The sequence below is a fragment of the Streptococcus sp. 2018110 genome (genome assembly GCF_019754115.1).
Taxonomy (GTDB): domain Bacteria; phylum Bacillota; class Bacilli; order Lactobacillales; family Streptococcaceae; genus Streptococcus; species Streptococcus hashimotonensis.
In genome coordinates this window covers 15,695-32,451 of sequence record NZ_JAIJZO010000013.1, presented here as the reverse complement: position 1 = coordinate 32,451, position 16,757 = coordinate 15,695, and the positions used below count along the sequence as shown (strand labels likewise).

The following is a 16,757-nucleotide window of genomic DNA, read 5'->3' as shown; positions in this document are numbered from 1 at the left end:
GGAGAAATTTTAAAATGGCTGAAACAAAAGTAATGGCCTTGCGTGAAGCGATTAACTTGGCTCAGAGCGAAGAAATGCGTAAGGATGAAAAAGTATTCTTGATGGGTGAAGACGTCGGTATCTACGGCGGTGACTTCGGTACATCTGTTGGTATGTTGGACGAGTTTGGTCCAAAACGCGTTCGCGACACGCCTATCTCTGAGGCTGCAATCGCTGGTTCTGCGGTTGGTGCGGCTCAAACGGGTCTTCGTCCAATCGTTGACTTGACTTTCATGGACTTCATCACAATTGCCCTTGATGCGATTGTTAACCAAGCGGCTAAAACCAACTATATGTTTGGTGGTGGCTTGAAAACACCTGTAACCTTCCGTGTGGCATCTGGATCAGGTATCGGTTCAGCGGCACAGCACTCACAATCTCTTGAAGCTTGGTTGACTCACATCCCAGGTATCAAAGTTGTTGCACCTGGTACAGCTAACGATGCAAAAGGTCTCTTGAAATCATCTATCCTTGACAACAACCCAGTTATCTTCTTGGAGCCAAAAGCTCTTTACGGTAAAAAAGAAGAAGTGAACTTGGACCCAGATTTCTACATTCCACTTGGTAAAGGTGAAATCAAACGTGAAGGTACGGATGTAACCATTATTTCATACGGTCGTATGTTGGAACGTGCCTTGAAAGCGGCTGAAGAAGTAGCTGCAGAAGGCATCAGCGTAGAAGTGGTTGACCCACGTACCCTTATCCCATTGGATAAAGAATTGATCATCGAATCTGTGAAGAAAACTGGTAAGGTTATCTTGGTTAACGATGCTTACAAAACAGGTGGTTTCATCGGTGAAATCGCATCAATCATCACAGAAAGTGAAGCCTTTGACTACTTGGATGCACCAATCATCCGTATCGCTTCAGACGATGTACCAGTTCCTTACGCAAACATTCTTGAAAACGCAGTATTGCCAAACGTAGAGAAAATCAAAGCGGCAATCTACAAGCAAGTAAACAAGGGTTAATCTTATCGTCATTCGCTTATCTTTTCTGGCTGTGTTGATTTGGCTTGTCTAAGGTCAGTTATACCTGCACCAAATTGACTTGTCAGAAAAGCAATCGGAAAGACGATAACCCTAATATGCTAGAAATAAAATATTCTAGCATGACTAAGAATGCTTGGAAAAGAATTAAGCCACTTCGCTTGTCGAAGTCTGGTTTGGTTCTTGACAAGGTAAGAAACTGAAAGAAAGGATTAGAACACGAACTAAATGCTCGGAATTTAGATAGTCCGCCTTGGATGTGAAGCATCCTGCGTTGGACTCCTAAAATTCGGTCGCATTTGGACGTTCTTTGTATCATAATTATGGCTATTGAAATCATTATGCCTAAGCTCGGTGTGGACATGCAAGAAGGTGAAATCATCGAGTGGAAAAAACAAGAGGGCGATTTCGTCAATGAAGGCGACGTCATCTTGGAAATGATGTCTGACAAGACCAGCATGGAGCTGGAAGCAGAAGAGTCAGGCGTCCTATTGAAAATTGTTCATGGAAATGGTGCTACCGTTCCTGTAACAGAAGTTATCGCCTACATCGGTGCAGAAGGTGAGACGGTTGAAGCTGGAAGTACTCCTGCCGTTGAACCAGCAGCGGCTATTGAAGAAGTACCTGCAGGTCGTACACCAGTGATTGTTGCTCCTGCAACTGCTGCCAAACCACAAGGTGGTGGCAAGGTTCGTGCGACTCCAGCAGCACGTAAATTGGCGCGTGAGCTTGGAATTGATTTGGGTCTTGTTCCAGGAACAGGTGCTAACGGTCGTGTCCACAAGGTTGACGTCGAAGACTTCAAGGGAGCAGCTCCCAAAGCAACTCCGCTTGCAGCCCGTATTGCAGCAGACCAAGGTGTTGACTTGTCAACCCTTACAGGTTCAGGTGTCAACGGTAAGATTGTTAAGGACGACGTTCTTGCAGTACTTGCTCCTGCAGCTGTAGAAACTGCTGCTCCAGCACCAAAAGCTGAAGAGAAACCAGCTAAAGAATTGCCAGAAGGCGTTGAAATCATTAAGATGAGCCCAATGCGTAAGGCAATTTCAAAAGGTATGGTCAACTCTTACTTGACAGCTCCAACCTTTACGCTTAACTACGATATCGACATGACCAACCTCATGGCACTTCGTAAGCAAGTCCTTGAGCCAATCATGAACAAGACTGGTTTGAAAGTAACCTTTACAGACTTGATTGGTCTTGCGGTTGTTCGTACTTTGATGAAAGAAGAACACCGTTATATGAACGCATCTTTGATTAACGATGCACAAGAAATCGAATTACACAAGTTCGTCAACCTTGGTATCGCAGTAGGTCTAGATGATGGCTTGGTGGTGCCAGTTGTTCACGGCGCAGATAAGATGAGCTTATCTGACTTTGTGGTGGCTTCGAAAGATGTCATCAAGAAGGCTCAATCTGGTAAGTTGAAGGGGGCTGAAATGTCAGGTTCGACCTTCTCTATCACCAACTTGGGTATGTTTGGTACTAAAACCTTTAACCCAATCATCAACCAACCAAACTCAGCAATCCTTGGTGTAGCATCAACTGTTCAAACACCAGTTGTTATCGACGGTGAAATCAAAATCCGTCCAATCATGGCACTCTGCTTGACCATCGACCACCGTATCATTGATGGTATGAATGGTGCTAAGTTCATGGTTGACTTGAAGAACTTGCTGGAAAACCCATTGGAATTATTGATCTGATAAGGTTTTTATTGGTCGAAAATAAAGGAATGTAGATTTCTGAATAGAAAATAAAGAAAGGGAATAAGAGCGAGAGAGTTTTAGCAATTGAACCCGAGTGGAAAGCTCGGAAAAATAGATAATTCGTTTAGAAAATCAGGATTTTCTACGATTTATTAATTTTTTCAGTCGCTTTCTCTTCGCTCTTGGTATCTTAAACATGGCAATTGAAATTATTATGCCGAAACTTGGTGTCGATATGCAAGAAGGCGAAATCATCGAGTGGAAAAAACAAGAAGGTGATTTTGTCAACGAAGGTGATGTTATCTTGGAGATGATGTCAGACAAGACAAGCATGGAATTGGAAGCAGAAGAATCAGGTGTTCTTTTGAAAATCGTTCACGGTAACGGTGCAACAGTTCCTGTAACAGAAGTCATTGCTTACCTTGGTGCAGAAGGTGAAACAGTTGAAGTGGGTGCTGCACCTGCTCCAGCTGAGGTTGCTCAAGCAACTGCTGACTTGAAAGCAGCTGGTTTGGAAGTACCTGCAGCTCCTGCAGCAGCTCCACAAGCTCCTAAGGCTGAATTGGCAGCTGACGAGTACGACATGGTTGTTGTCGGTGGTGGTCCTGCTGGTTACTACGCTGCTATTCGTGGTGCTCAATTAGGCGGTAAAATCGCTATCGTTGAGAAATCAGAATTTGGTGGTACCTGCTTGAACAAGGGTTGTATCCCAACTAAGACCTACCTTAAAAACGCTGAAATCCTTGACGGCTTGAAGATTGCGGCTGAGCGTGGTATCAACCTTGCTTCAACCAACTACACCGTTGACATGGATAAGACAGTTGACTTCAAGAACAAGGTTGTCAAGACCTTGACAGGTGGTGTAGCTGGCCTCTTGAAAGCTAACAAGGTAACCATCTTCAATGGTCTTGGTCAAGTAAACCCTGACAAGACAGTTGTCATTGGCGATAAAGTCATCAAAGGTCGCAGCATTATTCTTGCAACAGGTTCGAAAGTATCACGCATCAACATCCCAGGTATTGATTCTAAGTTGGTCTTGACTTCTGATGATATCCTTGACTTGCGTGAAATTCCTAAGTCACTCACTGTTATGGGTGGTGGCGTAGTCGGTGTGGAACTTGGTTTGGTTTACGCATCCTACGGTACAGAAGTAACAGTTGTTGAAATGGCTGACCGTATCATTCCAGGTATGGACCGCGAAGTGTCTGTTGAATTGCAAAAAGTCCTTTCTAAGAAAGGTATGAAATTCTTGACATCCGTTGGTGTATCTGAAATCGTTGAAGCCAACAACCAATTGACAATCAAATTGAACGACGGTTCAGAAATCGTTTCTGAAAAAGCCCTTCTTTCAATCGGACGTGTACCACAATTGGCTGGTCTTGAAAATCTCAACCTTGAATTGGACCGCGGTCGCATCAAGGTCAACGAATACCAAGAAACGTCTATCCCAGGTATTTACGCACCAGGTGATGTCAACGGTACTAAGATGTTGGCCCACGCTGCTTACCGTATGGGTGAAGTGGCAGCTGAAAACGCAATCCATGGTAACCACCACAAAGCTAAATTGGACTTCACACCAGCAGCGGTTTACACACACCCAGAAATCGCTATGGTTGGTTTGACAGAAGACCAAGCGATCGAGAAATACGGTAAAGAAAATATCCTTATCGGTCGCAACAGCTTCACTGGTAACGGTCGTGCAATCGCTTCTAACGAAGCACATGGTTTCGTAAAAGTTATCGCTGATAAGAAATACCATGAAATCCTTGGGGTTCACATTATCGGTCCAGTTGCAGCTGAAATGATCAACGAAGCAGCAACCATCATGGAATCTGAGTTGACAGTTGACGACGTGGCAGCATCTATCCACGGTCACCCAACCTTCTCAGAAGTTATGTACGAAGCCTTCCTTGATGTTCTTGGTGTGGCGATTCACAACCCACCAAAACGTAAATAATATGATAAATGAAAAGAAAGTCCACGTGGCTTTCTTTTTTTGTATTTTCATAGCATAGTATCAGTCTATCGCAGTTTAGGCCTGTTTTTATAGAGTAAAACAAATTATAATAGCACTATAAACTAAGAAGGAGAACGAATGATGTCAAAAATTATTTTTTTAGATGTTGACGGGACATTGGTAGACTACCACAATCGGATTCCCGAATCAGCTATTCGTGCTATTCGGCAGGCTAGAGAAAATGGGCATTTGGTCTATGTGTGTACTGGTAGGAGCCGAGCGGAAATGCAGCCAGAACTATGGGAAATTGGCTTGGACGGAATGATTGGTGGCAACGGCTCTTATGTCGAGCATCAAGGTCAGGTCATCATGCACCAACTCTTATCAGAAGAGGATAGCCGAGCGATTGTGGATTGGCTTCATGAACGCGGTCTGGAATTTTACCTGGAAAGCAACAATGGCCTCTTTGCCAGTGAAAATTTCCGTGAACGTGCTCGTGAAACCCTCCGCATCTATTCCATGAACAAGGGGAAAACAGCAGAAGAAGTGGCCAATCAGGAAGTAGACGATCTCATGTACGGCATGATTTTTGACGGTCAGCTCTACCGAGACGATCTCAACAAGGTCAGCTTTGTGCTCGATTCCTACCAGGACCACTTGGATTCTAAGGCAGCCTTTCCTAACTTGGTCGCAAACACCTGGGGTGGCCGCGGAGAGTCAGCTCTCTTTGGTGACTTGGGAGTGAAAGACATCGACAAGGCTCATGCTATTTCCGTTTTGCTGGACCACTTGGGTGCCAGCCAGGCGGACACCATTGCCTTTGGAGACGCCAAGATCGACATCCCTATGCTAGAGTATTGTGCGGTTGGGGTTGCTATGGGAAATGGCGGAGCGGAAATATTGGCTATGGCAGACATAATCACAGACGATGTGGAGCATGACGGTCTCTATAATGCCTTTGAAAAATTAGGCTTGTTGGAGAAATAACCTTTTCGTCATATAACACGTTATCGTTCTAAATTATGAATTCTTTCCGTAGTGGTAAGGAAGAAATTGCGATTAACATTTCTTAGAAAGACCAGTATAATACAGGTATCATTATCAGGAGGATAGACTATGTCTACATTTAAAGAAGGTTTCTTATGGGGTGGAGCAGTTGCAGCTCACCAGTTAGAAGGTGGTTGGCAGGCTGGAGGTAAAGGGATCAGCGTAGCAGATGTCATGACTGCTGGCCGACATGGAGTTGCACGTGAAATCACACCCGGCGTGTTAGAGGGGAAATACTATCCCAATCATGAAGCGATTGATTTTTATCATCGTTACAAGGAAGATGTCGCCCTCTTCGCAGAATTAGGTTTCAAATGCTTCCGTACCTCTATTGCATGGACACGGATTTTTCCAAAAGGAGATGAATTGGAGCCAAATGAAGCAGGTTTACAATTCTATGATGACTTATTTGATGAGTGTTTGAAACATGGCATTGAGCCTGTCATTACCCTTTCTCATTTCGAAATGCCTTATCATTTGGTTACTGAGTATGGTGGTTGGAAGAATAGGAAGTTGATTGATTTCTTTGTTCGCTTTGCAGAAGTCGTATTTACACGATATAAGGACAAGGTCAAGTATTGGATGACCTTCAATGAGATTAATAACCAAGCCAATTATCAAGAAGATTTTGCTCCATTCACAAACTCTGGAATTGTTTACCAAGAAGGAGACAATCGTGAAGAGATTATGTATCAGGCGGCTCACTATGAGCTAGTAGCCTCAGCTCGTGCGGTCAAGCTAGGTCATGAAATTAATCCAGACTTCCAAATTGGTTGTATGATTGCCATGTGTCCAATTTATCCTGCAACTTGTAATCCGAAGGATATCCTACTTGCACAGAAAGCTATGCAGAAACGTTATTATTTTGCTGATGTACACGTGCATGGTTATTATCCAGAACACATCTTTAAGTATTGGGAACGTAAAGGATTTGCCATTGATGTGACAGAGGCAGATAAAGCAGACTTACTAGCCGGTTGTGTAGATTATATCGGATTTAGTTACTATATGTCCTTTGCGATTAGCTACCATAGAGAAAATCCACACTATGACTATCTGGAAACAGAAGATTTGGTCCGAAATGATTATGTAAAGGCATCTGAGTGGGATTGGCAAATTGATCCAGAGGGTCTTCGTTATGCGCTCAACTGGTTTACAGATATGTACCACCTACCACTTTTCATTGTTGAAAATGGTTTTGGAGCGATTGATCAGCTGGAAGCAGATGGCATGGTCCATGATGATTATCGGATTGATTATCTAGGAGCCCATATTGCAGAAATGAAGAAAGCAGTTGTAGAGGACGGTGTTGACTTAATGGGATACACACCGTGGGGTTGTATCGATTTGGTATCGGCTGGGACAGGAGAAATGCGCAAACGCTATGGATTTATCTATGTCGATAAAGATGATGAAGGCAAGGGTAGTTACCAACGGAGTCCGAAGAAGTCTTTTGCTTGGTACAAGAATGTGATTGCAACGAATGGAGAAATTATAAACTAGCCCCCTAAGTTTCTTCCCTTGTTTCAAGGGAAGATTTTTCTAAAAAAAAAACAAAAATAAGTATTGAAAAGGCTTAAAAAAAGAGTATAATCAGAATCACCAAAGAAAAGAAGGTGTCTAAAATGTAGTCAGTAATTTTTCGACTTTGTAAATTTGTCTTACAGATAGTGGAGGAATAAAATGAACATTTTTCAAATGCTCTTCACCTTAATGGCAGTTGCTTTTGTAATCTATGCTCTCATTAAGGGATTTCAATTTTTGATGATTCAGATGGCGAAGAAAAATGATAAGGCTGTTGTTTGGATACAGTTTCATTCAACAGCATTACCAGACATTCAATCAACCAAGGACTATGAACTTGTTTTCAAAGGTAAACAATATTATAGTTTTTTGACCGCTATGAATGGGGAACAACTCTTGAATCATATCCAAAATCATTATCAGTTAGGAAATAAGGAAGTTAGCGTAGTGAAACCACCTTTCTTCCTGATGCCGTGGTAATTTTTGGTGGAAAGCCTCACATTGAGTGGGGCTTTTCGTATCTTAGAGAAAGAGAACGCGGTTTCTTTCAAAAAAATGAGGAGTTTTGACAGTTGCCGAGGTGTCAACGCCAAGCAATCACTGGGTGAGATGACATTACAAAGTTGAAAAGTGGATTTGGGCTTGACTTTAGCCCTCATCCGTCGCTCCAATAACAAAAAAATGAGATAAAGGTAAAAGTGAGGAAATAATATGATTGGTTTTGTAGCAGCTTGTTTGACCACCTTTGGTTTCTTACCTCAGGTAATTAAGGTAGTAAAGACGAAGGATACAGAGGCCATTTCTTTGGGGATGTACAGTATGTCTGTTGCTGGGATTGGACTATGGCTGATCCATGGTGTCATCATTGGTGATTTAGCCTTGATGTTAGCAAATGGGATGTCCTTTATCCTATCTGGGATTATCCTATTCTATAAGATCAAGTATAAATAAGGTAGGGGAGGAAAGAAGCCTAGGGTCGAAAAATGATCAGTAGATCTTCTAAAACGGTCCAATAAAATCCAGTGGCTATGTTCCAATAAAAGTGTGAAGAGAGCTAAGACTAAGTCCAAGCTCTTTTTGTATGTGCTTGTTACCATAAGATATTCTAGGGTTGTGACTTACTATTTATTATAGTGGTATTTTGTTTCTTTCCGTTGTACTACGGAAAAATATCCCATGGAAAATGACAGCGTTTTCTTTTACAATAAGACTATCAAAAACAAAGGAGAATTATTATGGCAAAAGCACTTATTATCTGTGCAGCAGGGATGTCATCTTCATTGATGGCTAAAAAAACAACAGAGTTATTCAAGAGTCAAGGAGTTGACATTGAAGTTGATGCGATTAATGCAACAGAAGGAGGCAAGGCTATTGCAAGTGGTGCTTTCGATTTGTACTTAGTTAGCCCTCAAACGAAAATGTTCTACAAACAGTTTGAAGAAGCTGCTCAAAAAGTTGGAAAAAACATTGCTCAAATTCCGCCACAGGCCTATATTCCAATCCCAATGGGAATTGAAAAAATGGCTGCTTTAATCACTGAAAATATCGGGTAAGTTTACAAATAGATGTTACAATAGGGATATCATAAAAATCGGGGGATATCAATGCTAAGTCAAAAGGAACGGCAAATTCTTCACTATCTGATTGAAAAAAGAGATTCCTATACAACCAGTAAAGAACTGGCTGATTACCTCTCTTGCTCAGATAGAACAGTGAGAACCTATTTGAAACAACTGATCCACTATCTAGAAACCTTATCCGATTCTGGTGCCAGTATTTGCTCCAAACAAGGCTACGGCTATCGTTTGGAAATTAGCAACAATAGTGTACTACAACAGTTGTTGCAGGAAACAAATTCTAGCTTGAATGACAGTCATGATCGTTATAATTATATTTTGAACAAGCTATTGTTTGAGCAAGAAGAAGTCTATTTTGATGACTTGGCAGAAGAATTATTTGTCAGTCGGTCTACCCTGTCCCATGAATTCAAGAAAATTCGTCAGGATTTGGATAGGTATCATCTGGTCATTGAAAGCAAGGCAAATAAGGGTGTCTACATCTCAGGGGATGAGCGGGACAAACGACGCTTCATTATGGATTACTTTTTCCGAGATAACTTTTTTAAGAGTATGCACAACTACATTGACGGAGATGTGACTCAATCAATTATTAGCTTGGAAGAATTAACCTTAATCGTCCTAGATGAATGTCGTGAGGCCGAGTTGAAACTGTCAGATTTTGTCATTCAAAACTTGGTTGTTCATATTGCCTTAGCCTTAAGACGTATTCAGGAAGGGTTTAGAATGGCTCCAATTGAGGAGTTAAACTCGGAACTCTATCAGACAGAGCAAGAAACAGCACGAAAAATCTTGCAACGAATTGATAAGGCAACCGGAATTTCTTGTCCTAAAGAAGAAGCAGACTATATCACCCTTCATTTTGTTTCTAAAGGAAGTGCTACTACCAAAGGGGAACGAGGAGATGATAGCCAACAATTACGTCAGGAATTAGTTAGGGTCTTAGAGACCTCGCCAAGTGCGGAAGAATATCAATTTCAACAGGATTCCCAATTGTTAGAGGGAGTGATAACCCACCTGACGACGATGCTTGTTCGACTACAGACCAAGGTTCACCTTGAAAATCCTTTGAGAGACGAAATTCGTCAGCAATATGCGCGTGTCTTTGATATGACGCGAAAGATAGTGCAGGAAATGCCAATCTTTTCAAACTATCTTATTTCTGATGATGAGGTGGCATACGTAGCACTACATTTTATGGCCGCTATGGAACGCCTAAAAGAAAAGCAGAAATACCGTATCTTAGTCATTTGTGCAACAGGTTACGGGAGTGCACAGCTCCTCCGCAATCGTATTGAACGTGAATTGGGCAATACCGTGCATATAGAAGATGTTATCGGCTACTATGACTTGAACGATGAACGGTTGGAGAATATTGATTTTATTATCTCTTCAATCGATCTATCGAACTTGGTCTTCAGTATTCCTGTCTTTACGGTCAGTGTCTTCTTTACTGCTGATGAAGCAAGACAGATTAAGCAATCTGTCAAACAGATGCGTTTTCTAGCTCGGCCTTCTCGGCAATTTGAGCCAAAACACCCTAGGGATATGGAAAGGTTGTTCGAGGATTACTTCTCAGAAACGTGTTTCATCCGCTTAGACGAAGGAAATAAATCACAGGTCCTAGGTCAGCTAGCTCAGGCACTTTCTCAGGGAGAAGATGCAGGTTTTTCCCAACTCTTACTAGAGTACATGGCCCAGAGGGAACAGATGAGTTCGGTTGTTTTTAGTAACAGTATAGCAGTTCCCCACCCTATCAAGCCAATCGCCAAGCAACATCGCATTGCGGTAGCTATCCTTCCAGCAGGTTTGACATGGGATCAACACGTTGACAATATTCGGTTGGTTTTCCTACCTTCCCCTTCTATTTACGAAAATGAAGGAATGGGGCAACTGACCTCGCAGATTGTTGAATTATTAGAAGAAGAGGACTTGCAAGAGGCAATGATAGCTTGTCACTCTTTTGCAGAATTTAGAGAATTATTTTTGAAAATAGGGAGAAGAAGATGAATCAGGAAGAACTACAGGTTGTGGCCTTTCAAATCATCTTGCATAGTGGTACAGCACGAACAGAAGTGCATGAAGCCTTTGCTGCTATGCGTGCAGGTGATTATGAAACAGCCAGTGAAAAATTAGAAACAGCAAATACGGAATTGGTAGAAGCACACCATGCCCAAACCAAGTTACTCCAGGACTATGCTAGTGGTATTGAAATTAAAATCGAAATCATTATGGTACACGCTCAAGATCATTTAATGACAACCATGACCTTGCGCGAAGTAGCCTTAGAAATGCTTGAATTGTACAAACGAATGGACTAAGAAGGATGTGAAGGATATGGCAAAAAAAGAGTATAAAAAATTAGAAGAATACCGACAAGAGAATACTCTGAAGACGATGTATTATAGCCGATACTTCTTTATCCGCTATGCAACAGTCACTCTATTCTTTGTTAATCTTTACTGGGTCATGTCCTTTATCGTATCTTCTGTCAGTTTAGCAATTATCTTACCAATCTTTCTCACCTGTGTTGCGGCATTGGGAGTTTGGGAACAGAGTCGGATGTTTACAACAAAGCAGAAGGAAGCACGACGGACACGCTTCCTCTATCAGACAACGCTTATTGCGAATGGTCTCTTACTTTTCTTACTCCTAATTGATCGGTATCAGAATTTTTACCCTTTTCTAACTAGCACGGAAGAAGTGAGAATCGGATTGATTTTCTTGCTTTTACTTGGTTCAGGTCTATCTATTTTACTTCTTCAGAAGTTAAATAGAATCAGTCAAGGTGCGGACAAACAATACATCCGTATCCAACATTATCTTGCAAACATGAAAACAAAATAAAAAAGGAGAAAATTATGTTTGAATTTTTAGAAAAGTACCTCATGGGACCAATGGGGAAATTGTCTCAGTATAAGTTTGTGCGGGCGATTACAGCAGCAGGTATGGCAAGTATTCCGTTCACAATCGTAGGATCAATGTTCTTGGTATTTAATATTCTGCCATTAACCTTCTCACATCCAGCTTTTGTAGAATTCTTTAACAATACCTTTGCGAAATTCTCAGATCTTTATATGTTGGCTAACGGGGCAACAATGGGAATTTTGGCCCTCTACTTTAACCTAGCTCTTGGTTATGAATTTACCAAAATCTACGCAGAAGAAGAGGGATTGAACTTGAGCCCGCTCAACGGTGCGCTTCTCTCTATGTTTGCATTCTTCATGACCTTGCCACAGTTGGTTTTCCAAGAAGGAGCAATCTCTCTTGTGAATGATGCAGAAGCAGCAATTGTAAACGGCTGGGCAATCGGAGGCTCTGGTGTAAACCGCTTGGGCTCTGTCGGTATCTTTACGGCTATCATCATGGCTGTTCTAGCTGTACAATTGTATCGTCTGTGTGTAGCGAAAAACTGGGTTGTTAAAATGCCTGACTCAGTTCCAGAAGGAGTATCACGTGGTTTCACTGCCTTGATTCCAGCCTTTGTAGTAGCATTTGCAGTTTTAATCATCAACGGTATCTTTGTTGGTCTTGGGACAGACATCTTCCAAGTTGTTGCTATTCCGTTTGGATTCGTTGCCAATATTACGAACTCATGGCTCGGTCTTATGGTAATCTACTTCCTTGTTCAATCACTCTGGATTGTAGGTATCCACGGCGCAAACATTATCTTTGCCTTTGTAACTCCTATCGCACTTGTCAATATGGCAGCTAACAACGAAGGAGCAAACATTCCCCTCGCAGGTGAATTTAGCAATATGTTCGTTACAATGGGTGGATCAGGAGCAACTCTCGGCTTGATTATCTATTTGGCTTACATGTCAAAAGCAGAGCAGTTGAAAATGCTCGGCCGTGCTTCTATTGCACCAGCTATCTTTAACATCAACGAACCAATTATCTTTGGTTTACCAATCATCTACAACCCTGCTCTCGCAATTCCATTCTTCCTAGCTCCAATGGCATCCGCAACAGTTGGTTACTTTGCAATCAAATTGGGTCTATGTAATCCAGTAGTTGCTCAAATGCCATGGCCTTCACCAGCAGGTATTGGTGCCTTTATCGGTACAGGTGGTGACTGGCGTGCAGCTGTTGTAGCCCTTGTATGTGCCTTTGTAGCCTTCCTTGTCTACCTTCCATTCATTAGAATGTACGATGAAAAACTCTACAAAGAAGAGCAAGGCTTGGCTTAATAGTAGAATGAACAGGTATAGGACTGCTATGCCTGTTTTTTCTCTTTATCAGTTTGCTTTGGGACATGGTAGTTTTAATAGTAATATTTAGGAATCATGCAGGCTTATAAAATCCTGAATACCCCTTGCAAAACCGCTTACAATCTGATAAGATAAATATAGGATTGTTACTGATAAGCAGGCAAAACCTAAGCAGATAGTGAATAGTCTGGCGACAGTCTTATTTGCTATGTGTTTAGGTTCTTTTTTTTCAGTTGAATAAAGAGGCGGTAAAGTAGATGCAGATTGAAAAAGTTTATAACAACAATGTCATTCAAGCAATAGATCAGCAGGGCCGTGAGTTGATTGTCATGGGGAAAGGATTAGGTTTTCAGAAAAAAGCAGGGGAAGAATTAGACACCAGTAAAATCGAGAAAACCTTTGTGCTACAAAATGACTATCAACAATCAGATTTATCAAGTCTGTACCTGCAAATGGAGAGCAGTGAAGTCGAAGTAGTCAATGCCATTATCAATAGGGCAGAAGAAACCTTAGAAGTTCAGTTTGATTTGTCTTTGTATCTAGCCTTAGCAGACCATTTACATTTTGTATTTCAGCGATGCCGTGAAGGTATCTTTATTGAGAATCCGCTATCTTGGGAAGTACGTAAGTTTTATCCGAAGGAATACCAAATTGGCTTAGAAGCCTTGCAGTTGGTGCAGGAACGTTTAGGCTTGGAACTAGGAAAGGGAGAGGCTTCGTCTATCGCTCTTCATCTGGTAAATGCTCAGAAAAATGGTGCGTTTGGGAAAGAGACTCAAATCATCAGTAAGATTGTCACACAAATTTTAGACATTGTCCGTTTGCATTTTGGCTCTGTCAGCTATGAAGAAGATACAAGTTATCATCGATTTGTAACACATATCCAGTATTTTGCTCAACGTGTGGCCAATGGTGTTATAGAGGGGCAAAATGATGCCTTTCTGTATGAACAGGTAAAGGCTAACTATCCTGACTCGTTTGCTTGTACGACTAAGATTCGTCAGCATATTGCGGAGGTTTATCAATTTGAGATGTCAAAAGATGAACAAGTCTATTTGACTATTCATATCCAGCGTTTAAAAACAAGTTAGAAAAAAGTCAAAAAAAACTTCAGAAAACGCTTGCAAAAAATTTTGCAATGTGTTATTATAATCTCAACAAAAGGATTGTTACTGGTAAGCAGGCAAAACCTAAATATATACAAGATACTCTTTTTGGCTTGGGTCAAGAGGTAGTGTTTGGTATATGTTTAGGTTTTTCTGTTTTTCCAGAAAAGAAAGGAGCCGGAAAATGGCAAAGGATTATACAGATTTAGCTACAGATATAGTAGCTCATGTCGGAGGAAAAGAAAACATCAGCAGTCTCAAGCACTGTGTGACTCGTCTTCGTTTTGGTCTCAAAGATGAGAGCAAGGCAGATACAGACTACTTGAAGGCGCGTGATGGTGTTGTGACAGTTGTACAAGCTGGTGGACAATACCAAGTCGTTATCGGTAACCATGTACCAGATGTTTATGCAGCGGTGCAAAAAGTTGCTGGGATTTCAGGGGACGGTGCTTTGGATATTGACGAAGGCGACGGACCGAAAGGAAATCTCTTTGAGAGATTTGTTGATCTCCTATCTGGTATTTTTCAAGCTTTCCTAGGTCCTCTTGCAGCAGCAGGTATCATCAAAGGTATTGTTGCTATCATGGCTTCCAGAGGCATGACAAGTGATAACAGCGCAGTTTATGCAATCTTAAACGCAGCGGGCGACGGATTCTTCCAATATTTACCTTTGCTAGTTGCACTAACTTCAGCACGTAAATTCAAGATGAATGAATTTACTGCCCTAGCAATCGGTATGGCCTTGATCTACCCAACCTTACCGGGCTCACTTGCAACATTGAAGGAAGCTGGACTGGATAATGTGTTTGGTATTCCATTTGTTTTGCCAACAGCAGGTAGCTACTTGTCAACAGTTATTCCAGCTATTCTCGCAACTTGGGTGGCATCTATTATCGAGAAAAATATCCGTAAAGTCACACCAGACGTTGTCAAACTCTTTGTAGTTCCATTTGTGACCATTTTGGTAGCAGTTCCATTAACCTTCTTAGTGGTAGGTCCAGTTGCAAACTTTATCTCTGATATTCTATCTAATACCTTCACAGCTATCATGAATTTCAGCCCAATTCTTTACGGCTTGGTTCTTGGAGCAGCGTGGCAAGTTTTGGTTATGTTTGGAATGCACTGGGCAGTAGTACCATTGGCAATCATGCAAGTAGCTTCAAACGGTATGTCTGCAATTCTTGTTCCAGCCTTGCTTCCAAACTTTACTCAAACAGGTGTTCTTCTAGCTATTATGTTGAAGACAAAAGAATCCAAAGTTAAAACAGTAGCTATGCCAGCCTTCGCGTCATCTATCTTTGGTGTCACTGAGCCAGCTATTTACGGTGTTACTCTTCCAATGAAGACTCCATTCTTTATCTCATGTGCTGTTTCAGGTATAATCGGAGCTGCGATGATGTTCTTTAATGTGTTGGGTTATTCAATCGGAGGTATGGGGGTCTTCTTGTATCCATCGCTTGTTAATCCAACCAACGGAGATATGTCAGGAATGATTGCTGCAATCGGTTTAACAGTAGCAGCTATCGTCGCTTCATTTGCTATCCAAATGGCTCTTCCAGTTCCTTACTTGTACGGAGAGCCAACTGAAAAAAAGTCCGTTGAATCAACTAAGGAATCTATCCCAGAATTAAAAGAAATCAAGCAAGAAATTATTGCTAGTCCCCTGATTGGTAAGGTTGTGAAATTGGAAAATGTTCCAGATGCTGTATTTGCTTCAGGAGCTATGGGCAAAGGGATTGCAATTGATCCATTGGATGGCATCTTAGTCTCTCCAGCCAAGGCTGAAGTAACTCTTGTATTCCCAACTAAACATGCTATTGGTCTTCGTACTGAAAATGGAGCAGAGCTTCTTATCCATATTGGTATGGATACCGTTTCTCTTGCAGGTAAGGGATTTGAGTCCTTTGTCCAAGTAGGAGATGTGGTAGAAGCAGGTCAGAAACTACTAGAATTTGACCTCAACCAAATTAAAGCAGCTGATCTTCCGGTCATCACTCCAATTATCGTGACCAACACAGCTGACTACGAGGACATCTTGGTAACCCAAGAAAGCCAGATCAACAGTGGTGATTACCTCCTAACTACTGTGAAATAAAAATAGAGCGGTTGGCAATTGTGCCGACCGCTTTATTTTTGAATTTTATTTAGCGATTAAGAAACTCCTTATCTTGCTCCGGAATCCCATCTTCATCACTGCTATAGCGTTCTGCTGTCACGGTCAGCTGGTACTTGCTGCGCAGGTCTAGGATTTCCTGCATCATAGGGGAAGCATGGTGGATATCCAGAGCGGCTTGGTCCGTCCAACTATCAACCAAGAGGATGGAATGGGGATCGTCGAGCGGAGCAAAGTATTGGTAACGCAGGTTGCCAGCCTGTTGGCGAATGTGGTCTGCAATGCCACGAGATTCCATTTCCTGAGCGAAGGCACGCGCATTGTCAGCTGGTCCAGTATAGTACAGATGCATGGTGATCATAATCTAAGATATAAAGGGCGTTAAGCGGACACAGATAAAATATAGTCTTTTAGTTTACTTTTAGTACTAGGCAATGAGCTGTAGGCAGTACTGAAGTACGGCAAAGCGAATTAACGAAGTAATA

At 41.8% G+C, this 16,757-nt stretch carries 15 protein-coding genes; 14 read left to right on the top strand and 1 reads right to left on the bottom strand.

The annotated features are described in order from the left end of the window. The first annotated feature begins 14 nt into the window (after nucleotides 1-14). The 14 genes from K5Q34_RS08210 to K5Q34_RS08145 all read left to right on the top strand — a co-directional run bounded on the left by K5Q34_RS08210 (nucleotide 15) and on the right by K5Q34_RS08145 (nucleotide 16,254). Nucleotides 15-1,010 carry an alpha-ketoacid dehydrogenase subunit beta gene (locus K5Q34_RS08210; protein WP_002942393.1) on the top strand — a complete coding sequence of 332 codons (996 nt, stop codon included), beginning with the start codon at nucleotides 15-17 and terminating at the stop codon, nucleotides 1,008-1,010. 341 nt (nucleotides 1,011-1,351) lie between these two features. Continuing rightward, the gene (locus tag K5Q34_RS08205; protein ID WP_221864828.1) at nucleotides 1,352-2,734 is read left to right on the top strand and encodes a dihydrolipoamide acetyltransferase; all 1,383 of its coding nucleotides are present in this window, start codon (nucleotides 1,352-1,354) and stop codon (nucleotides 2,732-2,734) included. Between the two features lie 199 nt (nucleotides 2,735-2,933). Then, entirely contained in the window at nucleotides 2,934-4,694 is a 1,761-nt protein-coding gene (lpdA, locus tag K5Q34_RS08200) for a dihydrolipoyl dehydrogenase (RefSeq protein ID WP_002942398.1), read from the top strand. A 141-nt stretch (nucleotides 4,695-4,835) separates the two neighbouring features. Further along, on the top strand, nucleotides 4,836-5,681 hold the full coding sequence (locus tag K5Q34_RS08195; RefSeq protein WP_208498146.1) for an HAD family hydrolase: 846 nt from the start codon (nucleotides 4,836-4,838) through the stop codon (nucleotides 5,679-5,681). A gap of 129 nt (nucleotides 5,682-5,810) precedes the next feature. Then, complete coding sequence (locus K5Q34_RS08190) at nucleotides 5,811-7,244, top strand: 6-phospho-beta-glucosidase (protein WP_105136333.1); 1,434 nt, start codon at nucleotides 5,811-5,813, stop codon at nucleotides 7,242-7,244. Nucleotides 7,245-7,424: 180 nt separating this feature from the next. Next, the gene (locus tag K5Q34_RS08185; RefSeq protein WP_221864827.1) at nucleotides 7,425-7,745 is read left to right on the top strand and encodes a hypothetical protein; all 321 of its coding nucleotides are present in this window, start codon (nucleotides 7,425-7,427) and stop codon (nucleotides 7,743-7,745) included. Between the two features lie 231 nt (nucleotides 7,746-7,976). Next, the gene (locus tag K5Q34_RS08180; RefSeq protein WP_208498144.1) at nucleotides 7,977-8,216 is read left to right on the top strand and encodes a SemiSWEET transporter; all 240 of its coding nucleotides are present in this window, start codon (nucleotides 7,977-7,979) and stop codon (nucleotides 8,214-8,216) included. 284 nt (nucleotides 8,217-8,500) lie between these two features. Next, the gene (locus tag K5Q34_RS08175; protein ID WP_024406568.1) at nucleotides 8,501-8,818 is read left to right on the top strand and encodes a PTS cellobiose transporter subunit IIB; all 318 of its coding nucleotides are present in this window, start codon (nucleotides 8,501-8,503) and stop codon (nucleotides 8,816-8,818) included. 51 nt (nucleotides 8,819-8,869) lie between these two features. Next, the gene (locus K5Q34_RS08170; RefSeq protein WP_221864826.1) at nucleotides 8,870-10,852 is read left to right on the top strand and encodes a transcription antiterminator; all 1,983 of its coding nucleotides are present in this window, start codon (nucleotides 8,870-8,872) and stop codon (nucleotides 10,850-10,852) included. After that, entirely contained in the window at nucleotides 10,849-11,163 is a 315-nt protein-coding gene (locus K5Q34_RS08165) for a PTS cellobiose transporter subunit IIA (RefSeq protein WP_024406570.1), read from the top strand. The genes K5Q34_RS08170 and K5Q34_RS08165 overlap by 4 nt, the downstream gene beginning before the upstream one ends. Before the next feature lie 16 nt (nucleotides 11,164-11,179). Continuing rightward, nucleotides 11,180-11,689, top strand: a complete 510-nt coding sequence (locus K5Q34_RS08160) for a hypothetical protein (protein ID WP_208498141.1) — start codon at nucleotides 11,180-11,182, stop codon at nucleotides 11,687-11,689. A gap of 14 nt (nucleotides 11,690-11,703) precedes the next feature. Beyond that, nucleotides 11,704-13,032 (top strand): PTS cellobiose transporter subunit IIC, encoded by a 1,329-nt coding sequence (celB, locus tag K5Q34_RS08155; RefSeq protein ID WP_029743332.1) that lies wholly within the window; start codon nucleotides 11,704-11,706, stop codon nucleotides 13,030-13,032. 278 nt (nucleotides 13,033-13,310) lie between these two features. Continuing rightward, nucleotides 13,311-14,144: a BglG family transcription antiterminator LicT gene (gene licT, locus K5Q34_RS08150; protein ID WP_029171013.1), complete on the top strand. Its 834-nt coding sequence runs from the start codon at nucleotides 13,311-13,313 to the stop codon at nucleotides 14,142-14,144. Between the two features lie 199 nt (nucleotides 14,145-14,343). After that, entirely contained in the window at nucleotides 14,344-16,254 is a 1,911-nt protein-coding gene (locus K5Q34_RS08145; protein ID WP_114866798.1) for a beta-glucoside-specific PTS transporter subunit IIABC, read from the top strand. A 49-nt stretch (nucleotides 16,255-16,303) separates the two neighbouring features. Here the strand turns inward: K5Q34_RS08145 and K5Q34_RS08140 are convergent, their stop codons facing one another. After that, the gene (locus K5Q34_RS08140; protein WP_239514628.1) at nucleotides 16,304-16,633 is read right to left on the bottom strand and encodes a putative quinol monooxygenase; all 330 of its coding nucleotides are present in this window, start codon (nucleotides 16,631-16,633) and stop codon (nucleotides 16,304-16,306) included. Nucleotides 16,634-16,757 lie beyond the last annotated feature (124 nt).